Annotated in this window: 19 protein-coding genes; 11 read left to right on the top strand and 8 right to left on the bottom strand. The window is 72.8% G+C overall.

Features of this window, described 5'->3' with window-relative positions; genetic code table 11:
- The coding region (locus AIIKEEIJ_RS01000; protein WP_238406148.1) for a non-ribosomal peptide synthetase at positions 1 to 4,228 on the bottom strand (4,228 nt) is incomplete at its 3' end.
- Between the two features lie 442 nt (positions 4,229 to 4,670).
- Here AIIKEEIJ_RS01000 and AIIKEEIJ_RS00995 point away from each other — a divergent pair.
- Positions 4,671 to 5,279 (top strand): hypothetical protein, encoded by a 609-nt coding sequence (locus tag AIIKEEIJ_RS00995; RefSeq protein ID WP_161994712.1) that lies wholly within the window; start codon positions 4,671 to 4,673, stop codon positions 5,277 to 5,279.
- Positions 5,280 to 5,307: 28 nt separating this feature from the next.
- Here the strand turns inward: AIIKEEIJ_RS00995 and AIIKEEIJ_RS00990 are convergent, their stop codons facing one another.
- Positions 5,308 to 5,640 (bottom strand): hypothetical protein, encoded by a 333-nt coding sequence (locus tag AIIKEEIJ_RS00990; protein ID WP_006931067.1) that lies wholly within the window; start codon positions 5,638 to 5,640, stop codon positions 5,308 to 5,310.
- 212 nt (positions 5,641 to 5,852) lie between these two features.
- Between AIIKEEIJ_RS00990 and AIIKEEIJ_RS00985 the strand changes: the two genes are divergently transcribed.
- From AIIKEEIJ_RS00985 to AIIKEEIJ_RS00955, 7 genes are all read left to right on the top strand, one after another.
- Positions 5,853 to 6,191, top strand: coding sequence for an RNA polymerase-binding protein RbpA (locus AIIKEEIJ_RS00985; protein WP_006931066.1), 339 nt, complete (start codon positions 5,853 to 5,855; stop codon positions 6,189 to 6,191).
- 247 nt (positions 6,192 to 6,438) lie between these two features.
- Complete coding sequence (locus AIIKEEIJ_RS00980; RefSeq protein ID WP_006931064.1) at positions 6,439 to 6,804, top strand: chorismate mutase; 366 nt, start codon at positions 6,439 to 6,441, stop codon at positions 6,802 to 6,804.
- An 8-nt stretch (positions 6,805 to 6,812) separates the two neighbouring features.
- On the top strand, positions 6,813 to 8,912 hold the full coding sequence (gene pabB, locus AIIKEEIJ_RS00975) for an aminodeoxychorismate synthase component I (protein ID WP_161994711.1): 2,100 nt from the start codon (positions 6,813 to 6,815) through the stop codon (positions 8,910 to 8,912).
- Positions 8,913 to 8,965: 53 nt separating this feature from the next.
- On the top strand, positions 8,966 to 9,817 hold the full coding sequence (locus AIIKEEIJ_RS00970) for a prephenate dehydrogenase/arogenate dehydrogenase family protein (protein WP_202916400.1): 852 nt from the start codon (positions 8,966 to 8,968) through the stop codon (positions 9,815 to 9,817).
- Complete coding sequence (locus AIIKEEIJ_RS00965; protein ID WP_161994709.1) at positions 9,804 to 10,787, top strand: diiron oxygenase; 984 nt, start codon at positions 9,804 to 9,806, stop codon at positions 10,785 to 10,787. Before AIIKEEIJ_RS00970 ends, AIIKEEIJ_RS00965 begins: the two co-directional genes overlap by 14 nt.
- A 107-nt stretch (positions 10,788 to 10,894) precedes the next feature.
- Positions 10,895 to 11,389 carry a hypothetical protein gene (locus AIIKEEIJ_RS00960; RefSeq protein WP_161994708.1) on the top strand — a complete coding sequence of 165 codons (495 nt, stop codon included), beginning with the start codon at positions 10,895 to 10,897 and terminating at the stop codon, positions 11,387 to 11,389.
- A gap of 174 nt (positions 11,390 to 11,563) precedes the next feature.
- Positions 11,564 to 11,989: an Hsp20/alpha crystallin family protein gene (locus AIIKEEIJ_RS00955; protein ID WP_006942502.1), complete on the top strand. Its 426-nt coding sequence runs from the start codon at positions 11,564 to 11,566 to the stop codon at positions 11,987 to 11,989.
- A 60-nt stretch (positions 11,990 to 12,049) separates the two neighbouring features.
- On the opposite strand, the gene AIIKEEIJ_RS00950 is transcribed toward AIIKEEIJ_RS00955, so the two are convergent.
- Genes AIIKEEIJ_RS00950 through AIIKEEIJ_RS00935 form a run of 4 tightly spaced genes read right to left on the bottom strand, consistent with a single transcriptional unit; the run spans position 12,050 to position 16,671 of the window.
- Complete coding sequence (locus AIIKEEIJ_RS00950; protein WP_006942500.1) at positions 12,050 to 12,829, bottom strand: polyprenol monophosphomannose synthase; 780 nt, start codon at positions 12,827 to 12,829, stop codon at positions 12,050 to 12,052.
- A 35-nt stretch (positions 12,830 to 12,864) separates the two neighbouring features.
- Positions 12,865 to 14,442 (bottom strand): apolipoprotein N-acyltransferase, encoded by a 1,578-nt coding sequence (lnt, locus tag AIIKEEIJ_RS00945; protein ID WP_161994707.1) that lies wholly within the window; start codon positions 14,440 to 14,442, stop codon positions 12,865 to 12,867.
- Positions 14,439 to 16,049, bottom strand: a complete 1,611-nt coding sequence (locus AIIKEEIJ_RS00940) for an amidohydrolase family protein (RefSeq protein WP_161994706.1) — start codon at positions 16,047 to 16,049, stop codon at positions 14,439 to 14,441. The genes lnt and AIIKEEIJ_RS00940 overlap by 4 nt, the downstream gene beginning before the upstream one ends.
- A gap of 19 nt (positions 16,050 to 16,068) precedes the next feature.
- A complete protein-coding gene (locus tag AIIKEEIJ_RS00935; protein ID WP_161994705.1) occupies positions 16,069 to 16,671 on the bottom strand; it encodes an FxsA family protein in 603 nt (200 codons plus the stop codon).
- Positions 16,672 to 16,782: 111 nt separating this feature from the next.
- Here AIIKEEIJ_RS00935 and AIIKEEIJ_RS00930 point away from each other — a divergent pair, with 111 nt between their 5' ends.
- From AIIKEEIJ_RS00930 to AIIKEEIJ_RS00920, 3 genes are read left to right on the top strand one after another with little or no spacing between them, the layout of a single operon-like run.
- A complete protein-coding gene (locus tag AIIKEEIJ_RS00930; RefSeq protein ID WP_161994704.1) occupies positions 16,783 to 17,550 on the top strand; it encodes a TSUP family transporter in 768 nt (255 codons plus the stop codon).
- 30 nt (positions 17,551 to 17,580) lie between these two features.
- The gene (locus tag AIIKEEIJ_RS00925; protein ID WP_006942490.1) at positions 17,581 to 19,092 is read left to right on the top strand and encodes a TldD/PmbA family protein; all 1,512 of its coding nucleotides are present in this window, start codon (positions 17,581 to 17,583) and stop codon (positions 19,090 to 19,092) included.
- Positions 19,089 to 20,456 (top strand): metallopeptidase TldD-related protein, encoded by a 1,368-nt coding sequence (locus tag AIIKEEIJ_RS00920; protein WP_050035272.1) that lies wholly within the window; start codon positions 19,089 to 19,091, stop codon positions 20,454 to 20,456. The genes AIIKEEIJ_RS00925 and AIIKEEIJ_RS00920 overlap by 4 nt, the downstream gene beginning before the upstream one ends.
- 164 nt (positions 20,457 to 20,620) lie before the next feature.
- Here AIIKEEIJ_RS00920 and AIIKEEIJ_RS00915 read toward each other — a convergent pair whose 3' ends face one another.
- Entirely contained in the window at positions 20,621 to 22,270 is a 1,650-nt protein-coding gene (locus AIIKEEIJ_RS00915) for an alpha-amylase family glycosyl hydrolase (protein ID WP_161994703.1), read from the bottom strand.
- A gap of 50 nt (positions 22,271 to 22,320) precedes the next feature.
- Positions 22,321 to 22,860: ABC transporter permease subunit (locus tag AIIKEEIJ_RS00910; protein ID WP_161994702.1), on the bottom strand; the 540-nt coding region annotated here is incomplete at its 5' end.

Here is a 22,860-nt window from a genome sequence, read left to right as displayed (position 1 = left end):
TGTGATGCACCACGAACACCAGCACGTGCTCCCCGTCGCCGAGCGCGAACAACCGCGCCCGCACCGGCACCTGCACCGCCACGTCGAACCCGGCCGTGACCTCGGCGGCCAGACGCTGCGGCAGCTCCTCGGCGGCGACGGTCGTCGCGGTGAGATCGAGGCGCACCTGCTCGACCGGGCGGATCCGCTGGACGGGGCCGTCGGCCGTGGCCGGGAACTCGGTGCGCAGCGCCTCGTGGCGGGCGAGCACATCGGTGACGGCGGTGGCGAGCGCGTCCCGGTCGAGCCGGCCGCGCAGCCGGATCGCCATCGGGATGTTGTAGGCCGGCGAGGCGGTGTCGAGCTGGTTGACGAACCACATCCGCTGCTGGGCCGCGGAGACCGGCAGCACCCCCGGACGGGGCCCGGCGACCAGCGGCACCCGGGTGCCCGTGCCGACGTCGGCGGTGAGGGCGGCGAGGGTCCGCACCGTGGGGGCCTCGAACAGTGCCCGGACCCCCAGGTCGGTGCCGAGGGCGGCGTTGATGCGGGCGAGGACACGGGTGGCGATCAGCGAGTTTCCGCCGAGGTCGAAGAAGCTGTCGTCGAGACCGACGCGGTCGACGCCGAGGAGCTCGGCGAACACCTGCGCCACCGTCCTCTCGGCGTCGGTGGACGGCGCGACGTAGGTGGTGCCGTCCGCCGCGAACACGGGCACGGGCAGGGCGCGGCGGTCGAGCTTGCCGACCGGGGTGAGCGGGATCTCGTCGAGGACGACGATCGCCGTGGGCACCATGTGCGCCGGCAGGCTCCGCGACAGGTGCGCGGTGAGGGTGGCGGGTTCGGCGGTGCGCCCGGTCGCGGGCAGCACGTAGGACACCAGCACGGTGTCGCCGGACGGGGCGGTGTGCCCGATCGTCACCGCGAACGTGACGTCCTCGTGGGCGGTCAGGACCGCGTCGATCTCGCCGAGTTCGATGCGGAAGCCGCGGACCTTGACCTGGAAGTCGGACCGGCCGAGGTATTCGAGGGCGCCGTCGCGCCGCCAGCGCACCACGTCGCCGGTGCGGTACATCCGCTCCCCCGGCGCGCCGAACGGGTCGGCGACGAACCGGCCGGCGCTGAGCCCGGGCTTGCCGCGGTAGCCGCGGGTGATACCCGGGCCGGCAATGTACAGCTCGCCGGCGACGCCGATCGGCACCGGCCGCAGCCGGGAGTCCAGGACGACCTCGTGCGTGCCGCGCACGGGGGTGCCGATCGGGATCGTGGGGGCCGGCGCGAGCGGACCGCAGATGTTGACGACGATCGTGCACTCGGTCGGGCCGTACGCGTTGAACATCCGCCGGCCCCGGGACCAGCGGGCGACGAGTTCGGGCGGGCACGCGTCGCCGGCGACGGTGACCGACTCGGCGGCGACGCCCTCCGGATCGACGGAGGCCAGCGCCGCGGGGGTGGAGAAGGCGTGGGTGATGCGCTGCTCGCGGAAGAAGCGGGCCAGTTCCTCGCCGCCGTAGATCGTCGGGGGCACCACGACGAGGGTGGCGCCGATCGCGAACGCGGTCATGTACTCGTACACCGAGGCGTCGAAGCTCGGGGACGAGAAGTGCGAGACCCGCGAGTGCGGGGTGGGGCTGTGCCGGCCGTGCAGTTCGGCGCACAGGTTCGCCAGCCCGCGGTGCGGCACCACCACGCCCTTCGGGCGGCCGGTGGACCCGGAGGTGTAGATCAGGTAGGCGGGATGGTCGAAATGCAGCGCGCCGTGACGGTCGAGGTCCGACAGCGGCCCGTCGGAGACCGAGTCCAGCGCCGCGACGAACTCCGCGTCGTCGAGCACCAGCCACGGCACGTCGGCGGGCAAGCCGTCGCGGTGGGCGGTGGTGGTCACGCCGAGGACGGCCCCGGAGTCGGCGAGCATGTACTCGATTCGCTCGGCCGGGTAGGCGGGGTCGACCGGCATGTACGCGGCGCCGGACTTGGCCACCGCCCAGATCGCGGCCACGGATTCGAGGGACCGGGCGATGCCGAGGGCAACGAACGTCTCCGGGCCGGCGCCGGCGTCGATCAGCACCCGGGCGACCCGGTTGGACCAGGCGTCGAGCTCCCCGTACGTCATCGTGCGGCCCTCGAATTCCAGGGCCGTCGCGTCGGGCACGTGCGCGGCCACGGAGGCGAGGATCTCGGGCCAAAGCTGTGGGGACGAGCCGGGCAGTCCGCGCACCGGGCTCAGCTCCGCGGCTTCGTCGGGGAAGACGATGTCGACGTCCCCGATCGGTGCCGTCGGGTCGGCGGTGACGGCGTCGAGGATCCGCAGCAAACGTTCGCAGAACGATCGCGCCGTATCGGCGTCGAAGAGGTCGGCGGCGTACGTACACCTCAGGCGGCTGCCCTCGGGGCCGGTCGCGGTGTGCACCGCGACTTCGGCGTGTGCGAGCCCGCCGCCCCCGGCGGGCTCGCCGCTGTCGAGCAGCACCGGCAGGGTCGGCACGTGCTGCCCGTCGAAGGTCCGGGCGAGCCGGTCCGCCGGCACGTCGGCGTGGGCGGTCGCGGCGGCGTGTATCGCCGTGACCCGGCCGAGGAGCGCGGCGAACGGCTCGCTCTCGTCGAGCTGCACCCGCAGCGGCAGCGCCCCGGCGGGGCCGGGGACGCCGACGAGAGTGTCGGTGCCGGCGGTGAGCCGGCCGACGAGCACCGCGACGGCGGCGTGCAGTAGTTCGGTGGAGGTGGCGCCGTGACGCCGGGCGAGCTCGGTGCCCCGGTCCCCGAGCGCGGCGGGGACCGGCACCTCGAGGTGGGCGGCGGTGGGGGCGCGCGGGCCGGTGCGGCGGCGGTCGGCAGGCAGCTCGAGGTGCTCGGGCGCCCCGGCCAGGGCGGCACGCCAGAACCGCTCGACGTCGGCATCGCGCCGCAGGCGCTCGGCGACGGCGGCGGTCGCGTGGTGGATGCGGGCGACCGGCGTGTCCGGGTCGGCCCGCAGGAACTCGGCGAGCAGTTCGACGAAGCTGCCGTGGTGTGCGCGCAGCTCGTCCGGCTCGTACTGGTTGGGGTTGCCGCGGAAGTCGAGGAACGTCCGCGCGGGGGTGCCGCTCTGGTAGATGTTGACCAGCAGGTCGTCGACCGGACCCGAGGTCATGATGTGGAACTCGCCGCGGACCGGGCCGAGGGTGATCTCCTGCCGGAAGAGCATCACGTTGATCATCGGTCCGCCGTAGCTGTGGGCCCGGCCGGCGGTGCCGGTCTCGCGGCGGAGGTCCTCGAGGCTGAACCGCTGGTGGCGCAGCGCACCGGTCAGTTCCAGCTGGGCCCGCTGCACCAGGTCGGCGCGGGTGTCGTCGTCCTCGAGACGGATGTGCAGCGGTGCGGTGTTGACGAGCATGCCGCCGGAGCGTTTCGCCGCCGCGGTGGTGCGCGCGAACACCGGCAGATTGAGCATCACGTCGGCGCGGCCGGTCAGCCGGGAGAGATAGCACGCGGCCGCCGCGACCACCGTCGCGGCGGCCGAGGATCCGCTCGTGGCATCGGCGTCGGTCAACCGGGCGACCAGGTCGTCGGGCAGGGTGACACTCTCGAGGGTGCTGCGCGCGGCGGTCGGCACCGCCCGCCGCGCCAGGGTCGATCCGTCCTCGAGTCCGGCGACCCGCCCGATCCAGTAGTCCCGGTCGCTCGCGTACCGGTTCGAACCGCGGTAGTCGAGATCCGACTGGTAGAGGTCGCGCAGGTCGGCGGCGGTGGGTGGCTCGGGGACGCGGTCCTCGTGGGCCGCCGAGTACAGCGCGGCGATCCGGTTGACCATCGTCATGGCACCGAAGCCGTCGAGGGCGACGTGGTGGATCCGGCTGTACCACAGGTGCCGTCGCTCACCGATCCGCAGGATCGTCATGTTCACCAGCGAGTCGTCGGCCAGATCGACCGGGGTGGCGTAGTCGGTGTTCATCCACTGCTGCGCCGTGGCCATCGGATCGGGCGCATCGGAGAAGTCCAGCAGCGGGATGTCGCTGAGGTCGAGGTCGGGATCGACGTACTGGTACGGCTCACCGTCGACCTCGACGACCCGCAGGTACGGCGACTGGAACTCGCGAGCGGCCTCGTGCGCGGCCTCGCGCAGCAGATCCAGATCGAGGTCCCCGGGCAGGTCGACGTACTGGGCGATGCAGACGGGCACCTCGGGTGCCAGCTGTTGTGCGAACCAGATCGAGCGCTGGGCAGAGGACAACGGGAAGGCCCCGGGCGGAATGTGCAGCCGCTCTTGCAACGAACTCCCCTTCACGAAAGTGATTCCAGTGATGTCCTGGCACCCCCCGGCACCGTGCAGGAAAACCCCTCGGTCGGATCGACGTGGCTGTAGCTCTTTCCCCTTCGATCGTCCGCGCCCTCGAATATGTGACAGGAGCGCTCCCTCAAGCTAGACCACCGCGACGACGTCTCGGCCCGAAACCGGACCGAAAAATCGACCCCTCGGGCCGCATCGATCCCGAGTCGAGACCGGAGGGGGGACCTGTCGCGGCGCTCGCGGCGAATCGACGAGGATTTGTTACCGTTCGATCGCGATCCGGTCACCGGATGCGCTCGAATCACAGTTTCGGTAACCGCTTTTCGAACCGGACCCCGGAAACGCCCCGCGGCGGCCCCGGTCCCCCTATTGTCGAGCCGACCACGCCGTCGCCCGTGCCCGCCCCATCCTCGAGGAGCTCTGGATGCAGCAGCGTCGATGGACCGTTCGTTCGCTCACCGCCGCGGCGGCCGCGGCTGTCGCCGTGGCCGTGCCCGCCCACGCCGTCGCGGAGCCGGCACCCCCGGGATTGCCGCCGGATGCGCTGCGGGCGGCGGCCGCCGCGGATTCCCCCGAGGCGCTGCGGGCGGTGGAGTCCCTGCTCGACGCGGCCCGCACCCCGGCGTTGTTCGAGCCGCCGCCGCGCAACACGCCGCAGCCGTTCATGCAGCCCGCCCCCACGTTCGGGCTCGGCTGCGGCGGCGGCTTCACCCCGTACGCGATGACCATCGGCTGGGCCCAGCCCGGCCCCAACGCGGTGCCGCCCGTGCAGATCGGGCAGTTGAAGATCTTCGTCTCCCCCACGATCCCCACCCTGCCGGCGCGGGCCGACCTGAAGTTCGTGTGGCTGAACATGGAGAACTTCCGCGGCGGCGTGGCCACCCTCGACGACACCCTCGGCGGGGTGCCGCAGCTGTCGAAGACCCTCGACACCGGCACCGGGCCGGTGCTGTCGGCACTGTTCGGTTCCGTGCAGTACGTCGACGGCACCTTCTGCCAGGTGGTGTACACGATGGGGGCGTTCTTCGCCTGAGGCCGCCGCCGGCTCGGCGGAGCCCGGTTCAGCGGAGCCGCTCGGCGGCGCGAGCCAGGCGCACCAGGTCGGCGCACAGCGGCGCCAGCTCCTCCGGACCTGCGCCCTCGCCCACCGCGGTCGCGACGTCCTCGGCCGCGCACCGCACCTCGAAGGCGCGGTCGGCGACCGCGCTCGCCTCGTCGGCGGTCAGGACCACCGCGTCCTCCGGCAGGCCCGCCTCCCGGGCGAGGGTGCGGTGCTCGTAGGCCCGCTGGCGGCACGAGCGGCGGCAATAGCGGCGGCGGCGCCCGAGCGGGGCGTCGGCGACCGGCCGGCCGCACCAGAGGCAGTTCTCCGGTTTACGGGTACGTCCGGTCATGGCCGCACACCCTACCGGCCCGCGGCGCCGGAGCGGCCGGGGCAGCCCGGTAGAATGACCCGCGCCCACGGCCCCGGGGCGGTCGGGAACCGATTCGACCGCGCGGGCGTTGACAAGAGTGGTCGGCATCCGCCGATGTCGACCGCACTGTGGACGCTCGCTTCCCTCGGAGGCGAGCGCACCGGGCGGAGCACACAAGAGAGGACACCACCATGGCAGATCGTGTACTGCGAGGCAGCCGGCTCGGGGCGGTGAGCTACGAGACCGACCGTGACCACGATCTGGCGCCGCGGCGGATCGCCCGCTACCGCTGTGACAACGGCGAGGAGTTCGACGTTCCGTTCGCCGACGACGCGGAGATCCCCGGCACCTGGATCTGCAAGAACGGCCTGGAAGGCTCCCTGGTCGAGGGCGCGGCACCGGAGACTAAGAAGGTCAAGCCGCCGCGCACCCACTGGGACATGCTGCTCGAGCGCCGCTCCATCGACGAGCTCGACGAACTGCTCAAGGAGCGCCTCGAACTGCTCAAGACCAAGCGGCGCGGCGCCTGATCCGCCCCCACCGGCACCTCACGATGCCGCCCCCGGGATCCGTCCCGGGGGCGGCATCGCGTATCACGGGCCCCCAGGGGTCGGCCGTGTTGCGCGCACGGCACAAAAAGATCAAACGCCGACAGCGCCTTCGCGCGCGTGTCATCATGATCGAACACCGGCCGGATTCTCGGACCGGCGACCTCGGACGACGCGAAACGGAATGACCCACTGGGGTTTCGGGACGTGGTACAGGGGGCGAGAAGCAATGGACAACAGCAACGACCGCAGGGCCGGCGGCACCGCCGAATCCACGCCGGACCGCCTGCTCGACGGGCTGCGCACCGAACTCGACCGCGTCGATGCCCGGCTCCTCGACGACGTCCGGGACCGGCTGCGGATCTGCGCCCGCATCGCGCACCTGAAACAGCGGCACGCCATCCCGATGCTGCAGCCGGGGCGGATGCAGGTCGTGCACGACCGCGCGGAGACCTACGCGCACCGCAACGCCATGTCGCCCGAGTTCCTGCACTCGTTGTACGCGCTGCTCATCGCTGAGGCGTGCCGGGTCGAGGACCTCATCATCGACGGCACCGGCTCGGCGTCGGCCGAGCTGCGCGAGACCCGGACCTGAGGCCGGTCATGGCCGCGCCGCCGCCCGCCGGTTCGATCCGCACCCTGCTGATCGACAACTACGACTCGTTCACCTACAACCTCTACAGCCTGCTTGCGGAGGTCAACGGTGTTGCGCCCACGGTCGTTAGCAACGACACCCCGTGGGAGTGCCTGGACCTGGACCGGTTCGACAACGTCGTCGTCTCCCCCGGGCCGGGGCGGCCCGACCGGGCCCGCGACTTCGGGATCAGCTCCCACGCCCTGCTCGACTCCGGTCTGCCGGTGCTCGGGGTGTGCCTGGGCCACCAGGGCCTGTGCAACCTGTTCGGCAGCGACGTGGTGCGCGCCCCGCAACCGGTGCACGGACGGCTCTCGCGGATCCGGCACACCGGCACCGGGTTGTTCGCCGGCATTCCCTCGCCGTTCGCGGCGGTGAGATACCACTCGCTGGTCGTCGACCGGGTGCCCGACGAGCTCGAGGCCGTCGCCTGGACCGAGGACGGGCTGCTCATGGGGGTCGCCCACCGGACCCGTCCGCTGTGGGGGGTGCAGTTCCACCCCGAATCGATCTGCACCGAGTACGGCCGCGAACTGCTGGCGAACTTCCGCGACGCGACCCCGGCCCGGCCCCACCCGCCGGAGCCGGCCCTACCGCCAGCGCCGACGGCCCCGCCCCCGGCGCTGGTGCTCGAGAGCCGCCGGATCGGACACAACCCGGACCCGCAGCGGGTGTTCGAAGCGTTGTTCGCCGAGGGCCCGCACAGCTTCTGGCTGGACGGCAGTGCCGCCACCGAGCCGAACTCGCGGTTCTCCATCCTCGGGGACGGATCGGGACCACGCGCCGAGTTCGTCACCTACAGCGTCGCCGAGACCCTGGTGCGCGAACAGCGGGCCGGGGAACCGGTCGCCGAGTTCCACACCACCTTCTTCGACCACGTCGACCGTCGCCTCGCCGAGCGCACGGTCGCCCGGCGGGACGACCTGCCGTTCGCGTTCGCTCTCGGGTACGTGGGCTACCTGGGGTACGAGCTCAAGGCCGACACCGGCGGCCAGCTGGTGCACACGTCCCCCATCGCGGACGCGGCGATGGTGTTCGCCGACCGCGCGGTCGTGCTCGACCACGAGGCGCGCTGCTGCTATCTGCTGGCGTTGAGCGAGCGGACCGGTGAGCCGGCCACGACCGCGTGGTTCGACGAGACCGCCGCGGTGCTCGAGTCCCTGCCGGAGTCCGCCACGGCGCCGGCCACGGCGCCGCTGGTGCGGGCGGAGCAGGATCCGCAGGTGCGGTTGCGGCACGAGCCGCAGCGGTACCTCGAGCTGATCGCCCAGTCGATCGCCGAGATCCGCAGCGGCGAGACGTACGAGGTGTGCCTGACCAATGCGGCGACCGTGGAGCGCAGCGTGGATCCGCTGCGTACCTACGAGACGCTGCGGGAACTCAGCCCGACCCCGTACAGCGCCCTGCTGCGTTTCCCGGAGGTGTCGGTGCTCAGCGCCTCGCCGGAGAGGTTCCTGCGGATCGGCCCGGACCGGGTGGTCGAGTCGAAGCCGATCAAGGGCACCCGGCCGCGCGGCACCACCGAGGACGCGGACCGGGCGTTGCGGCAGAGCCTGCTCGACAGCGAGAAGGACCGGTCGGAGAACCTGATGATCGTCGACCTGGTGCGCAACGACCTCTCGCGGGTGTGCGTACCCGGCTCGGTGCACGTGCCGAAGCTGTTCGACGTCGAGACGTACGCGGCCGTGCACCAACTGGTCTCCACGGTCCGGGGCACGTTGCGCCCGGATGCGACCGCGGTGGACTGCGTGCGGGCCGCGTTCCCGGGCGGGTCGATGACCGGGGCTCCGAAGCTGCGCACCATGGAGATCATCGACAAGCTCGAGGACGGCCCCCGCGGCGTGTATTCGGGGGCGCTGGGATATCTGTCCCCGACGGGGGCGGCGGATCTGTCGATCGTCATCCGCACCATGGTCGCCACCGAGCACGAGGTGGGGTTCGGAATCGGCGGCGCCATCGTCGCGTTGTCGGATCCGGCGGACGAGCTCGAGGAGACGATGGTCAAGGCGGTGGCGATGCGCCGCACCCTGTCGGTGAACGAGTCGCCCGAGGACGGCCCCCGCGCGTGAACGCCGCGGCCGGTCCCGTGGTCGTCGCCGGCGGTGCCGGCGCGGTCGGCCGGATGCTGGTCGAGGCGTTCCGTCGCGACGGCACCGCCGTGGTGGTGATCGACCCGGCCGCCGGCGACGACCCGGCCGCGCTGCGCGGCGATGTCACCGCCCCCACGGCGGCGATGCGGGACGCGGTCCGGGTCGCTCCGGCAGTGGTGCTGGCCCTGCCCGAGACCACCGCACTCGCCGCCGCCGCCCCGCTCGGTGCGCTGCTGTCGCCGGCCGCGGTGCTCGTCGAGACGCTGTCGGTGAAATCGGCGTGGGCGCGGGCCGTGCGCGAGCCGGGGTGGTCCGCGCAGTGCGTGGGGCTGAACCCGATGTTCGCGCCGGCGCTGGGCATGGCCGGCCGGCCGGTGGCGGTGGTCGAGCACCGGCCCGGCCCGGCGGTCGAGTCGCTGGTCGCGGCGCTGGGCCGGTGGGGTGCGCAGGTGGTGCGGCTGACGGCGGACGAGCACGACCGGGTCGCGGCGGCCACCCAGGCCGCCACCCACGCGGCCGTTCTGGCGTTCGGGCTGGCGCTGGGCCGGCTCGACGTGTCCCCGTCGGTGGCGGGGGCGACGGCACCGCCGCCGCACGTGCTGCTGCGGGCGCTGCTCGCGCGGATCACCGCCGGCGCGCCCGAGGTGTATCTCGACGTGCAGGCCGGCAATCCGCACGCGGCCGCCGCCCGGGCGGCGCTGCGCGCCTCCCTCGACGAACTCGACGCAGTGGTCGGCGCCGGTTCGGTGGCCGGGTTCGCGGACCTGCTGGCCCGGGCCGGAACGCCGCTGGGCGCGGACGCCGACCGGTCTCGGGAGCTGTGTGCGGGACTGTTCGCGGAGCTGACGCACGAGGAAACGGAGAGCCGCCATGGCCGAGCCTGATCTGTCCGGGGCGCGGGGCCCGCTGCTCGCGCCCGCGCTGCCCGACCACGATCCGCACGACGTCGTCGAGAGCGCCGTCGTGCGGGGCCTGGCGCGGTCATGGGGGCGGCGCGCCACGGTCAAGAAGCGCGAACCCGATCTCGACGAGCTATTCGATCCGACCCGGCTGGACTTCCCGGACGAACTCGTGCCGTTCCACCCCCACCCCGCGTACCGTGCCCTGGACGAGGAGCGCCGGGCCCGGCTGCGGGGCTGGGGGTGGATCGCGTACAACAAGAACGTCATGGACATCGAGCAGTACGTGGTCAACCCCGGCTTCGCGCTGATCACGACGGACTTCTTCGAGGTCGGACCGTCGGACACCGTCACCGCGGGGGTGCTGCAGGCGATGGTCGACGAGCAATACCACACCCTGATGCATCTCAACGCGAGCGCGGTGATCCGCCGGCGTCGCGGCTGGCGGATGCCCGAGTCGGCGCTGCCGCCGTGCCGGACCGTGCGCGAGCACCGCGCCGCCGTCGACGCGGCACCGGATCCGCGGGCGCAGGCCCTGATCCGGCTGGCGTTCACCACCGTCGCGGAGACCTCCATCAGCGCGTTTCTCGGGTTGATGACCGAGGACGAGGATCTGCAGCCGGTCAACCGCACGACGGTGGCCCTGCACCGGCGCGACGAGCTCAGCCACGCCTCCCTCGCGGCCGAGCTGCTGAAGATGGTGTTCACCGATCTCGGGCCCGGCGACCGGGCGCAGCTGGTCGAGGCTCTGGCGGCGGGCATCGAGGCCTTCACCGGCAGCGATCTGGGAACCTGGGCGGCGATCGTGGAGGCGGAGCGCGTTCCGGGCGGGCGGGAGATGCTCGCGGACACCGCGGCGGCGCCGCATCCGCGGCGGGTGGTGCAGGACTGCAGCGCGATCCGCCGGTTGTGCGCCGACCTGGGTGTCGCCGACGATCTGTCCGTCACCTGGTAGAACGACCGAAACCGAACGAACACCTCCGAACGTTCGCAAAACCCATTCGTGACCTCCGAACGTTTGTTTCGAACGTTCGGAGGTGTTCGCCCTGGTAACCTGCGGTCGTGAGCGATGCAGCCTCGTCGGGCGGCACACCGATCGGGGAGACCCCGGCGACGGGCGGCCGCCGCAAGCAGTACGCCAACAGCGCCGAACGTGCGCGCGCCTGGCGCGAGCGTCAACGCCGGACCTCCGCCCCCGCCGGTGCCGCCCCCTCCCCGGATCCGGCGCCGCCCCCGGCGGTACCGGATCCGGGGCCACCGGGGGCCGCGGCGGCCCGGATCGGCGCCGTGCCGGCAGCCCCCGGGGCGGCGGGGACGGGGGCGGTGGACTTCGAGGCGGCACGGCTGCGCACCGAACGCGACGAGGCGCTGCGGGCCGCGGCCGAGGCCTGGCAGCGCGTCGCCGAACTCGAGGCGGATCTGGCGATGGTGCGCGCCGAACTGGCCGACGAGCGGGCAACCCAGCTGCGCGAGGCGCGCGCGCACATCGCCGAGCTGCAGGTGCAGGTCGCCGAGCTGCGGCGCGAACGCGATCGTCGCACCGCGGACCCGGCCTGACGAACGTTCGGCGGTCCTGCTCGGTGCCGAACGATCGATTGCCCTAGTACCTCTTCTTCGAACGTTCGGCGCCGCCGGGTCCGGGACTTCCGGCCCTGTCGGGACCTCGTCGAGAGGAGTCGAATGGAGTCGGAACGACCTCCCCATCGATCCGACTCCCAGAGAGGAGCAGACATGTCCACTGTGCCAGCGCGCCGTCCCCGTTCGGTGTTCCCGGACCTGTCCGAGTTCTTCGACGCCTTCCCCTTCACCGGCCTGCGTCCCGCCCTCGGCGGCAACCTCATCCGCGTCGAGGACCGCGTCGAGAACGGCCGGTACGTCCTGCGGGCCGAACTGCCCGGGCTCGACCCCGAGAAGGACATCAACGTCTCGATCAACGCCGGGCAGCTCGAGATCACGGCCGAACGCACCGAGGAGAAGTCCGAGGGTGGACGCTCGGAGTTCCACTACGGCTCGTTCCGCCGTTCGGTGACCCTGCCCCCGGGTGCGAAGGACGACGACGTCGAGGCGTCCTACACCAAGGGCATCCTGACCGTGTCGATCGGTCTCGCCGAGCAGCAGGAGGCCGGGAAGAAGATCGAGGTCAAGAACGTCGAATGAGCCCCGGCACCCGGGAGGGGTGCACGCCCCTCGGCGTCCACCCCTCCCCCCGGCCGCTGCTCAGCGGCGCAGCAGACCGCGCAGCTTCGTCCACCGGTTGCGCACACCCCACACGGTGACCTTGATCAGGGCCTCCTGCACGATGCTGCCGCTCATCTTCGACTCGCCGATGATCCGCTCGGTGAAGGTGATCGGCACCTCGGCGACGGTGAACCCGGCCTGCACGGCCCGCCAGGCGAGGTCGACCTGGAAACAGTAGCCGTGCGAGGCGACCGCGGCGAGATCGAGCTTCTCGAGCACCTCGCGGCGGTAGGCGCGGTAGCCGCCGGTGATGTCGTGGATCCTCACCCCCAGCGCGAGCCGCGAGTAGATGTTGCCGCCGCGGGAGAGCACCTCCCGGTGCCACGGCCAGTTCACGACCGTGCCGCCGGGCACGTACCGCGAGCCCAGCACCAGGTCGGCGCCCGCGTCGATCCGCTCGAGCAGCAGGTGCAGTTGCTCGGGGGCGTGGCTGCCGTCGGCGTCCATCTCCACCAGCACGGTGTAGCCGCGCTCGAGTCCCCAACGGAACCCGGCGATGTACGCGGCGCCGAGACCGTTCTTCTCCGTGCGGTGCATCACGTGGATGCGGCCCTCGCTCGCGGTGGCGAGACGATCGGCCACGTCCCCGGTGCCGTCCGGGCTGCCGTCGTCGACGATCAGCACGTGCGTGTGCGGCAGCGCGGCGTGCAACCGGCCGACGATCAGGCCGATGTTGTCGCGTTCGTTGTACGTCGGAATGATCACCAGGGTCCGGGCGCTCGGCGCACTGTCGTTCCCGGCCGGCGTCGCCGCTGCCATCGAAGGTCCTTCCTGTCGAACCGGCCGTGGACCGGTCATCTCGCGGTGCCGGCTGCGGCCGGCACGGTGGTGCCCCGCCCGCGCGAGCGCACCAGCGCCACGCCGACGGCGGCGACGGCACCGACGCAGAGCACGAGCTCCGGAATCGGTCCGAGCCGAGTAGCCAGCGTAGCCGTCGTGCGCAGCGGCACCTGCGCCACCAGCACCTCGGGCACGAACAGGGCGCTGCGCTCGGTGACCGTACCGTCCGCCGCGACCACCGCGCTGACCCCGCTCGTGGCGGCCACCACCACGGCACGGCCGTGCTCGACGGCCCGCACCCGGGACATCGCCAGCTGCTGGTAGGTCATCTCCGTGTCGCCGAAGGTGGCGTTGTTGGTGGGCACGGCCAGCAGCTGCGCGCCGGCGCGCACCGAGTCCCGCAGCGCCCGGTCGAACGCCACCTCGTAGCAGGTGGCCACGCCGATCGGGATGCCGGCGGCGTGGACGGTGCCGTCGCCGTCGCCGGGTACGAAGTGCCCGGCCCGATCGGCGTAGTCGGAGAACAACCGGAAGAACGAGCGGTACGGCAGGTACTCGCCGAACGGCTGGATGATGCGTTTGTCGTGCCGCTCCCCCGGCCCGCCGGCCGCGTCCCACACGATCACCGAGTTGGTGGTGGTGCCGTCCCCGTTGACCAGCACGGCGCCCACCAGGATCGGGGCGCCGACCGCGGCCGCCGCGGCGCCGATGTCGGCGGCCGCGTCGCGGTTGCGCAGCGGGTCGATGTCGGAGGCGTTCTCCGGCCAGATCACCACGTCCGGGCGCGGCGCGGTGCCGGCCCGGACCCGGTCGGCCAGCTCCAGGGTGCGGGCCACGTGGTTGTTCAGCACGGCCTTGCGCTGGGCGTTGAAGTCCAGTCCCAGCCGCGGCACGCTGCCCTGGATCGCGGCGACGGTGACGATGCGTTCGCCCGACTCGGGGGCGGGCAGCGCCGGCCAGGTCGCCAGCGCGAGCAGCGGCGCGGCGACGGTCACCGCGGCGGCCCGCAGCAGCGGTGACCGCTCCCGGTGCCCGCGGGCGTAGCGCAGGCCGGCGCGGCCGCACGCCCACAGGCCGGTGCCGGTCAGCGCCACGGCGAACGACACCAGCGGCGCCCCGCCGACCGCGGCGAGACCGACCAGCGGCCCGTCCGGCTGCCCGAACGCGAGCCGGCCCCAGGGGAAGCCGCCGAAGGGCACGCTCGCCCTCAGGTATTCGGTCAGGCTCCAGCCGGCCGCGATCCACACCGGGGCACCGGGCAGGGCACGCACCTGCACCGCGATCACCCCGAACAGGCCGACGAACACGGATTCGGCGGCCGCGAGCGCCAGCCACGGCAGCGGGCCGACGTACTCGCCGATCCACGGCAGCAGCGGCACGAAGAACCCGAGGCCGGCGAGGTAGCCGTAGCCGAAGCCGGCACGGCGGCGCCGCGTCGGCGCCGCCAGGATCGTGGTGAGCAGCGCGATGCCCAGCGGCGCGAGGAACCACAGCGGACGCGGCGGGAAACTCGTGAACAACAGCAGCCCCGCCGCGACGGCGGCGACGCTGCGGGCCACCACCGGCCGGGCGGCGGCGCGCGGCCCGATCACCGTGCGTACACGACGCGGCCGCGGTGCACGCTGCGCAGCAGCACCGGGTCGGGCGTGCCCGGCTCGAGGTCCGGCAGCGGCGCCACCCGCGACCGCGGGTCGGTCGACCAGCGCTGCACGCTGTCCTTCGGGGCGCTGACCACGAGCTCGTCCGCCTCCCAGATCGCGTACGACGCGGGCGCGCCGGGGTCGAGGGTGCCGGCGACTCCGTCGCGCACCCCGCCGGCGCGCCACGCCCCGCGGGTCGCGGCGGCGAACGCGGCGCGGGGGGAGATTCCGCTGCCCGGGGTGCGGTGGTGCACGGCGGCGCGCAGCATCGGCCACGGCCGGGCCGCGGTGACCGGTGCATCGGAGCCGAAGGCGAGCGACATGCCGGTCGCGGCGAGCGGTGCGAACGGGTTGAGCCCGGCGGCGCGGTCGGCGCCGAGGCGGGTGGCGTACAGCCCGTCCGGCCCGCCCCACAGCGCGTCGAAGGCCGGTTGCATGCTGGCGATCACACCCCAGCCGCCGAGCCGGGCGGTCTGCTCGGCGGTGACCATCTCGAGGTGTTCGAGCCGGTGCCCGCGGGCCGCGACGGCCGGGCCGCCGAGCTCGGCGACGACGGCCGCGAACGCCTGCACCGCGGCGTCGACGGCGGCGTCGCCGATGACGTGGAAGCCGGCCTGGATGCCGGCTTCGGTGCAGGCCCGCAGGTGCGCGGCCATCTGCTCGACGGTGAGGTAGGCGGTGCCGCAGCAGTCGGGGCGGTCGGTGTAGGGCGCGGCGAGCCACGCGGTGTGCGACCCGAGGGCGCCGTCGACGAACAGGTCGCCGCCGAGGGCGTGGCCGCCGGTCGCGGCGAGGAGCGCGCGGGCCTGGTCGGCGGTGGTGACGGTCTCGCCCCAGTAGCCGCGGACCTGCACGGCGTGGTCGGTGGCGAGCAGTTCGGCGAAGTCGTCGCGGCCGGCGATGTCCGGGCCGCCGCACTCGTGGACGGCGACGATGCCGTGTGCCGCGTAGTCGTCGAGGGCGGCGGCGCGGGCGCGGGCCCGCTGGGCGGGGGTGAGCAGGGCGCGGGCGGCGGCGCGGACGGTGTGGTGCGCGGCCGCGGTGAGCGGACGCTGCGGGTGGTAGCCGTCGAGTCCGACGAGGTCGGTGGCGGCGCGCAGCGCGGTGGAGGCGGCCGCGGAGTGGGCGTCGACGCGGGTGAGGTAGACGGCGCGGCCCGGGGCGGCGGCGTCGAGGTCGTCGGTCGTCGGTGCGGTGGGGTCGGGCCAGCGGGTCTCGTCCCATCCGTGGCCCCAGACGACGGCGTCGGCGTGCCGGGCGGCGTGGTCGCGCAGCCGGTGCAGCGCGTCCTCGCGGGAGGGGGCGCCGGACAGGTCGAGGCCGGTCAGGGCCAGGCCGTGCGCGGTGACGTGGACGTGGGTGTCGACGAACGCGGGTGCGACGAACGCGCCGTCGAGGTCGACGGTCTCGGCGTCCGGGTGCAGGGCGCGGCCGGGCCGGTCCTCCCCCACCCACACGACCTGCCCGTCGGTGACGGCCATCGAGGTGGCGTCGGGGGCGCTGGCGCTGTAGATGCGGCCGCCGACGAGAAGCTGGGTGCGGGGGGCTGGGGAACTCACGGCTACCCAGTGTGCCCCGTCAGGGCAGGTGCGGGCGCTGCGGGGGGTCGACGATCTCCCCCTCGAGCACGGTGCCCGCGCCGGGTGTCGCGGCGCCGAGGCGCGGGGTGCCGACGACGGTGTGCTCGACGACCTCGCCGTCGACGACCACGAGCCGTTCGCCGCGGAATCCGCCGCCGCGGGCGGCGGCCGCGGCCACCTTGCGGGCGGCGACGGCCCGGACGGCGGGCCGCAGCAGGGCCCGGGTCGGGGGCAGCAGCAGCAGAATTCCGGCGGCGCTGGTGACCGGGCCGGGCACGAGGACGAGGGCGGCACCGACACCGATCAGGGCGCCGTCCGTGAGGGCACGGTCGGCGGCGCCGGCGAATCCGGCGCGGTCGGCGGCGCCGGCGAATCCGGCACGGTCGGCGGCGCCGGCGAATCCGGCACGGTCGGCGGCGGTGCTGCGGACGCGGCCCAGGTTCTGCAGGGCACGCCGGCCCTGCGCGCCGAGGACGAGGTAGCCGAGGACGCTCACCCCGAGGAACAGCAGGATCGTCGCGCCGATGCCCAGGGTGGAGCCGAGCCAGGCCAGCACCCCGATCTCGACGACGACGTAGGCCAGGAACAGCAGCGCGATCATGGGGTGATCCTCCCAGGCGCCGGGGGCGGCACGAATGCGGATGCGACGGTCACACCCGGTCAACGAACGGCGCGGCGGTTTTGCTCCCGACCGCTGTGATCGAATGGCCGCGTGGGTGCGGGCGACTGGGCGGTTCTGATGGTGGCGGCGACCGCCGCGGGGTGGGTCGACGCCGTCGTCGGTGGGGGTGGGCTGATCCTGTTGCCGGCACTGTTCGTCGTCGCCCCGCAACTGACGCCGGCGGCCGCGCTGGCGACGAACAAGCTCACCGCCATCTGCGGCACCGGCGCGGCGGTGGTGACGTTCGCCCGTCGGATCCGGCTGCAGTGGCCGGTCCTGGCTCCGGCGGCGGCGCTGGCCGCAGTCGCGGCCGCGGCGGGTGCGGCGACGGTCTCGCGGATCGACAGGGACCTGTTCATTCCGATCGTGATGGTGGTGCTGGTGGCGGTCGCGGTGTTCGTGACGCTGCGACCGCAGGTCGGCACGACGCTGGCGCACGAACGCCCGACGCTGCGGCGCACGGTGCTGGTGGTGCTGCTGGCGGCCGCGGTGATCGGTTTCTACGACGGGCTGCTCGGCCCCGGCACCGGCACGTTCCTGATCATCGCGTTCGCGACGCTGCTCGGCACCGAGTTCGTGCGCTCGGCGGCGATGGCGAAGGTGATCAATCTCGGGTCGAACCTCGGGGCGTTGGTGTACTTCGCGGCGACCGGGCACGTGTGGTGGTCCCTGGGGCTGGCGCTGGCGGTGTGCAACATCGCGGGCGCGGTGGCCGGGTCGCGGACGGCGCTGCGGCGCGGCTCGGGGTTCGTGCGGGTGGTGCTGCTGACCGTGGTGCTGGTGATGGTGGTGCGGCTGGGATGGCAGCAGTTCGGTTGAGCCGGCGCACGGGCCGCTACGGTGTTGCGGGTGAGCACCGTCGACGCCGACTTCCTCGCCCTGCCGCTGCGGGCGCTCGCGGACGCCGCGCTGTCCGTCGCCCGCGCTGCGGGCGCCTCCCACGCGGACCTGCGGGTGCATCGCGTGCACAGCCAGTCGTTGAGCCTGCGGGACGGCGCAGTGCAGGCGGCCGTCGACAGTGTCGACACGGGGCTGGCCGTGCGGGTGGTGGTCGACGGCACGTGGGGGTTCGCCTCGCACGCCGAGCTGAGTCCCGCCGTCGCGGCGGCGACCGCGGGGCAGGCGATCGAGGTGGCCCGGGCGTTGCGGGCGCTGAACCGGGAACGGGTCGAGCTCGCCGACGAACCGGTCTACCCGGACGCGGTGTGGGTGTCACCGTACGAGGTCGATCCGTTCACGGTGCCCACCGCGCAGAAGGTGGCGCGGCTGACGGACTTCTCGCGGCGGCTGCTCGACACCGACGGGGTCGATCACGTGACGGCGAGCTGTCTGCAGGTCAAGGAGCAGACGTTCTACGCGGACCTGGCCGGCTCGACGATCACCCAGCAGCGGGTGCGGGTGGCACCGCAGCTCGAGGCCACCGCCGTCGACCGGCGCACCGGCGAGTTCGAGACGATGCGCACCCTCGCCCCGCCGGTGGGGCGGGGTTGGGAGTATCTGGCCGGCGACGCGCACTGGCACTGGAACGAGGAGCTGGAGCGGATCCCCGGCTGGCTGGCGGAGAAGGCGGCGGCCCCCAGCGTGCAGGCCGGGCCGACGGACCTGGTGATCGACCCCACCAACCTGTGGCTGACCCTCCACGAATCGGTCGGGCACGCAACGGAATACGATCGGGCCATCGGGTACGAGGCGGCCTATGCGGGCACCTCGTTCGCCACCCCGGACGGGCTCGGCACGCTGCGCTACGGCACCGACGTCATGCACGTGACGGCGGACCGCACCGTCGCGCACGGGCTCGCCAGCGTCGGCTGGGACGACGACGGGGTCGCCGCCCAGTCCTGGGACCTGGTGCGGGACGGGATCCTGGTGGGCTACCAGCTCGACCGGGTGTTCGCGCCGCGGCTGGGCCTGGGACGCTCGAACGGCTGCTCGTACGCCGACTCGGCGCATCACGTACCGCTCCAGCGGATGGCGAACGTATCGCTGCAGCCGGACCCGTCGGCCGACACGACCACCGCCGACCTCATCGCCCGGGTCGACGACGGGATCTACGTCGTCGGTGACAAGTCCTGGTCGATCGACATGCAGCGCTACAACTTCCAGTTCACCGGTCAGCGGTTCTACCGGATCCGCGGCGGCGAACTCGCCGGGCAGGTGCGCGACGTGGCGTACCAGGCCACCACGACGGACTTCTGGGGGTCGCTCGAGGCGGTCGGCGGGCCGTCGACCTGGCAGCTCGGCGGCGCCGTGAACTGCGGCAAGGCCCAGCCCGGTCAGGTCGCCCCGGTCAGCCACGGCTGCCCGTCGGCGCTGCTGCGGTCGGTGAACGTGCTCAACACACGCGCGGAGGGCGGGCGATGATCGAGGCGCAGGAACTGCTCGAGCGGGCGCTGCGCTGCTCGACCGCCGACGAGACCATCGTGCTGGTCACCGACACCGGCGAGGCGTCGCTGCGGTGGGCCGGAAATTCGATGACCACCAACGGGATCTCGCGCTCGCGCAGCTGGACGGTGATCGCGGTGCAGCGCGGCGACACCCCCCGCGTCGGGGTGGTGACGTCGAGCAGCGTCGACCCGGCCGACATCGCCCCGACCGTGCGGGCGGCGGGGGCGGCGGCCGCGGCGGCGTCCCCGGCCGAGGACGCGATGCCGCTCGTCGGCGGCGACGGCGTGCCCGGCGACTGGGCCGACGCCGCGGCCGGGACGGACATCTCGGTGTTCGGGCGGCTCGTCGACGATCTCGCCGCGGGATTCGACGGCGCCGATCAGCTCTACGGCTTCGCCCACCACCGGGTGTCGACGACCTGGCTGGGCACCTCCAACGGGGTGCGGCGCCGGTTCACCGAGCCGGAAGGATCGGTGGAGATCAACGGCAAGCGGGGCGGGCTGAACGGGGCCAGCGCGTGGGCCGGGGCCGGCACCCGCGACTTCACCGACGTCGACACACCGTCCCTGCTCGCGGAGCTGTCGCGGCGGCTGGACTGGGCGCGCCGCACGGTCGACCTCCCGGCCGGGCGCTACGAGACGCTGCTGCCGCCGTCGGCGGTGGCGGACCTGATGATCTACCTGATGTGGTCGATGGAGGGCCGCGGCGCCGAGGAGGGGCACACCGCGCTGTCGCGGCCCGGCGGCACCCGCGTCGGCGAACGGCTCACCGCGCTGCCGTTGACCCTGTTCTCCGATCCGGCCGCCCCCGGCCTGGAGTACGCGCCGTTCGTCGCGGCCACCGCCTCGTCGAACTCGGTGTCGGTGTTCGACAACGGGATGGACGCCGGGCGGGTCGACTGGGTGCGCGGGGGCGCGGTGCACGCGCTGGCGTACCCGCGGGCCGCGGCCGCCGAGTTCGGGGCGCCGGTGGCGGCGCCCGGGGAGAACCTGGTGCTGACCGGCGGCGGCGCGGCCGACGTGGACGAGATGGTGGCCCGCACCGAGCGGGGACTGTTGCTGACGACGCTGTGGTACATCCGGGAGGTCGACCCGGCGACGTTGCTGCTGACCGGTCTGACCCGCGACGGCGTGTACCTGGTCGAGGACGGTGCGGTGACGGCGGAGGTGAACAACTTCCGGTTCAACGAGAGCCCGCTGGATCTGCTGCGGCGCACCACCGAGGCGGGCCGCACGGAGCGGACCCTGCCGCGGGAATGGAAGGACTGGTTCACCCGCACCGCGATGCCGCCGCTGCGGGTCCCCGACTTCCACATGTCGTCGGTCAGCCGCGCTCGCTGAGCCCGACGCTCAGGGCAGGGCGCGGTGGAACCGGGCCGGGCTGCCGACCTACGGGCTCGACGTAGTGTCCCCCGAAAATCGGGCGGATTTGGGCGAGAAGGCTCGTTCGATGTGGTCACCGCCGGATCCGACAAGTTCTTCGATGGAGTGGCTGTGTCACGGCCCTATCGGTTGGTGCGCAGCCAGACTGCGGTGTCCGGTGGCAGAGAACGGGCATCGGTCAGGGCGGCGGAGGCGAGCAGGACGGTTGCGTCCGGGTTGATCGCAACCGGTTGACGGGACAGGTTCACGACGCACCGAAACGTCGGTCCGCGGTCGAAGACGAGGGCATCGGTGGCCGACGGCTGCCAGCCGAAAGAGTCATCGCGCAGGGCGGGCAGTGTGCGTCGGAGTCGTAGTGCGGTGCGGTAGAGGGTGAGCATCGAATCGGGGTCGTCGGATTCGGCGGCGACGGTCTTCGACTTCCAGTTGTCGGGTTGGGGTAGCCACGGCTGGACGTGGTCGGCGGCGAACCCGAAGGGTGGGTGGTCACCGCTCCAGGGCAGCGGGACCCGGCATCCGTCGCGGCCGCGGATGGTGTGCCCGGACCGTTCCCAGGTCGGGTCCTGCAGCAGTTCCGCAGGGAGGTCGGTGACTTCCTCGAGGCCGAGTTCTTCGCCCTGGTAGAGGTAGGCACCGCCGGGCAGGGCGAGCATGAGCAGGGCCGCCGCGCGGGCGCGGCGGGTGCCGAGGGTGAGATCGGAGTCGGTGGCGGCGGTCAGGGTCATCGGCAGTGTGCTGGTTTCGGCGCGCCCGAATCGGGTGAGGTGGCGGGTCTCGTCGTGGCTCGAGAGCACCCAGGTGGTCGGCGCACCGACCTCGCGGAGCGCCTCGCGGCTGCGGTCGATGGCCTCGCGCAGTGCTGCCGGGTCCCAGCCGGCTCTGGGGAAGTCGAAGTTGAAGGCGGTGTGCAACTCGCCGGGACGCACGTAGCGGGCCAGACGTTCGGGGCTGCGGACGATCGCCTCGGCGACGAACATGCGGTCGGGGCCGTATTCGTCGGCGATGGTGCGAAACTCGCGCAGGATGTCGTGAAGTTCGTCGACATCCCAGTGCGGATTGTCGACCCACGTGCTGGATTCGAACCGGGCTCCCGGTGCGTGGCCGGCATCCGGCAGTCCGGGAACCTTGGCCATCGCCGACACGGCGTCGATGCGTATGCCGTCGACGCCGCGGTCGAACCAGAAGCGCAGAACGTCAGCAAATTCGGTGCGGACCTCGGGGTTGGTCCAGTCGAGGTCGGGTTGTTCGGGTGCGAACAAGTGCAGATACCACTGGCCGGCTTGTCCGTCCTCTCGGGTGGTGCGGGTCCAGGCCGGTCCGCCGAATGCGCTGATCCAGTCGTTCGGCGGGAGTTCGCCCGTGTCGCCGCGGCCGGCGCGGAAGAAGTACCTGGCGCGCTCCCGCGAATCGGGGGCGCTGCGCAACGCCTCCCGAAACCAGGGGTGGGTGTCGGACGTGTGGTTGGCGGGCAGGTCGATGATGATGCGGAGTCCGGCAGCGTGGGCGGCGGCCAGCAGGGTGTCCGCGTCGTCGAGAGTGCCGAAGAGGGGGTCGATGTCGCGGAAGTCGGCGACGTCGTAGCCGCCGTCCGCCATCGGTGACGGATACCAGGGGGTGATCCAGATTGCGTCGACGCCGAGGTCGACGAGGTACGGCAGGCGCTCGGCGAGCCCTGCGAGGTCGCCGATGCCGTCGCCGGTGCCGTCGGCGAAGCTGCGCAGATACACCTGGTAGATGACAGCGTCGTGCCACCACTGTCGTGATGTGGGCATGGTTTCCCCTGCGGGTGGTGTGGGCGTGGTGGTGGTGTGGGCGGGCACGGTCAGCCCTTGACGGCGCCGGCGATCATCGCCTTGACGAAGTGGCGCTGGAACAGCAGGAACACCACGATGGTCGGGGCCATGATCAGCAGGGATCCGGCGTTGAGAAGGACGACGTCGGTCGAGTATTGGCCGACGAAGTTCTGCAGTGCGCCCGCCATGGTCCGCTTACCGGGGTCGTCGATGAGGACGATGGCCTGCAGGAAGGTGTTCCAGGTCCACAGGAACAGCAGCAGACACAGCGAGGCCAGCGCCGGGACCGCGAGCGGGATCTGGATGTGACGGAACGCCTGCCAGGGGCCCGCCCCGTCCAGGGCCGCAGCCTCGGTGAGCTCTTTCGGCATGGACAGGAAATGGGCTCGCATCCAGAAGACGGCGAAGGGCGTGAACGTGCCGATGAGAACCAGGATGAGTCCGAGGCGGGTGTTGAGCAGGTTCATCTCGCGCAGCTGGTAGTAGAGCGGCACGATCGTCGCCTCCTTCGGGAGAGTCAACCCCAGCAGCAGGAGCAGGAAGACGACGGTGCCTCCGGGCACGTGCAG

The organism is Rhodococcus sp. YH1 (genome assembly GCF_009939605.1).
In the GTDB taxonomy this organism is placed as follows: domain Bacteria; phylum Actinomycetota; class Actinomycetes; order Mycobacteriales; family Mycobacteriaceae; genus Rhodococcus; species Rhodococcus aetherivorans.
The sequence above is the reverse complement of the archived record's forward strand: the minus strand, read 5'-3'. Positions and strand labels throughout refer to the sequence as shown.

Bases quoted from the DNA above. Each gene is read 5' to 3' on its own strand.
- AIIKEEIJ_RS00995 (WP_161994712.1), top strand. From the start codon at position 4,671: ATGCAGCAGCGTCGATGGACCGTTCGTTCGCTCACCGCCGCGGCGGCC.
- AIIKEEIJ_RS00990 (WP_006931067.1), bottom strand. From the start codon at position 5,640: ATGACCGGACGTACCCGTAAACCGGAGAACTGCCTCTGGTGCGGCCGG.
- AIIKEEIJ_RS00985 (WP_006931066.1), top strand. From the start codon at position 5,853: ATGGCAGATCGTGTACTGCGAGGCAGCCGGCTCGGGGCGGTGAGCTAC.
- AIIKEEIJ_RS00980 (WP_006931064.1), top strand. From the start codon at position 6,439: ATGGACAACAGCAACGACCGCAGGGCCGGCGGCACCGCCGAATCCACG.
- pabB (WP_161994711.1), top strand. From the start codon at position 6,813: ATGGCCGCGCCGCCGCCCGCCGGTTCGATCCGCACCCTGCTGATCGAC.
- AIIKEEIJ_RS00970 (WP_202916400.1), top strand. From the start codon at position 8,966: ATGCTGGTCGAGGCGTTCCGTCGCGACGGCACCGCCGTGGTGGTGATC.
- AIIKEEIJ_RS00965 (WP_161994709.1), top strand. From the start codon at position 9,804: ATGGCCGAGCCTGATCTGTCCGGGGCGCGGGGCCCGCTGCTCGCGCCC.
- AIIKEEIJ_RS00955 (WP_006942502.1), top strand. From the start codon at position 11,564: ATGTCCACTGTGCCAGCGCGCCGTCCCCGTTCGGTGTTCCCGGACCTG.
- AIIKEEIJ_RS00950 (WP_006942500.1), bottom strand. From the start codon at position 12,829: ATGGCAGCGGCGACGCCGGCCGGGAACGACAGTGCGCCGAGCGCCCGG.
- AIIKEEIJ_RS00935 (WP_161994705.1), bottom strand. From the start codon at position 16,671: ATGATCGCGCTGCTGTTCCTGGCCTACGTCGTCGTCGAGATCGGGGTG.
- AIIKEEIJ_RS00920 (WP_050035272.1), top strand. From the start codon at position 19,089: ATGATCGAGGCGCAGGAACTGCTCGAGCGGGCGCTGCGCTGCTCGACC.
- AIIKEEIJ_RS00915 (WP_161994703.1), bottom strand. From the start codon at position 22,270: ATGCCCACATCACGACAGTGGTGGCACGACGCTGTCATCTACCAGGTG.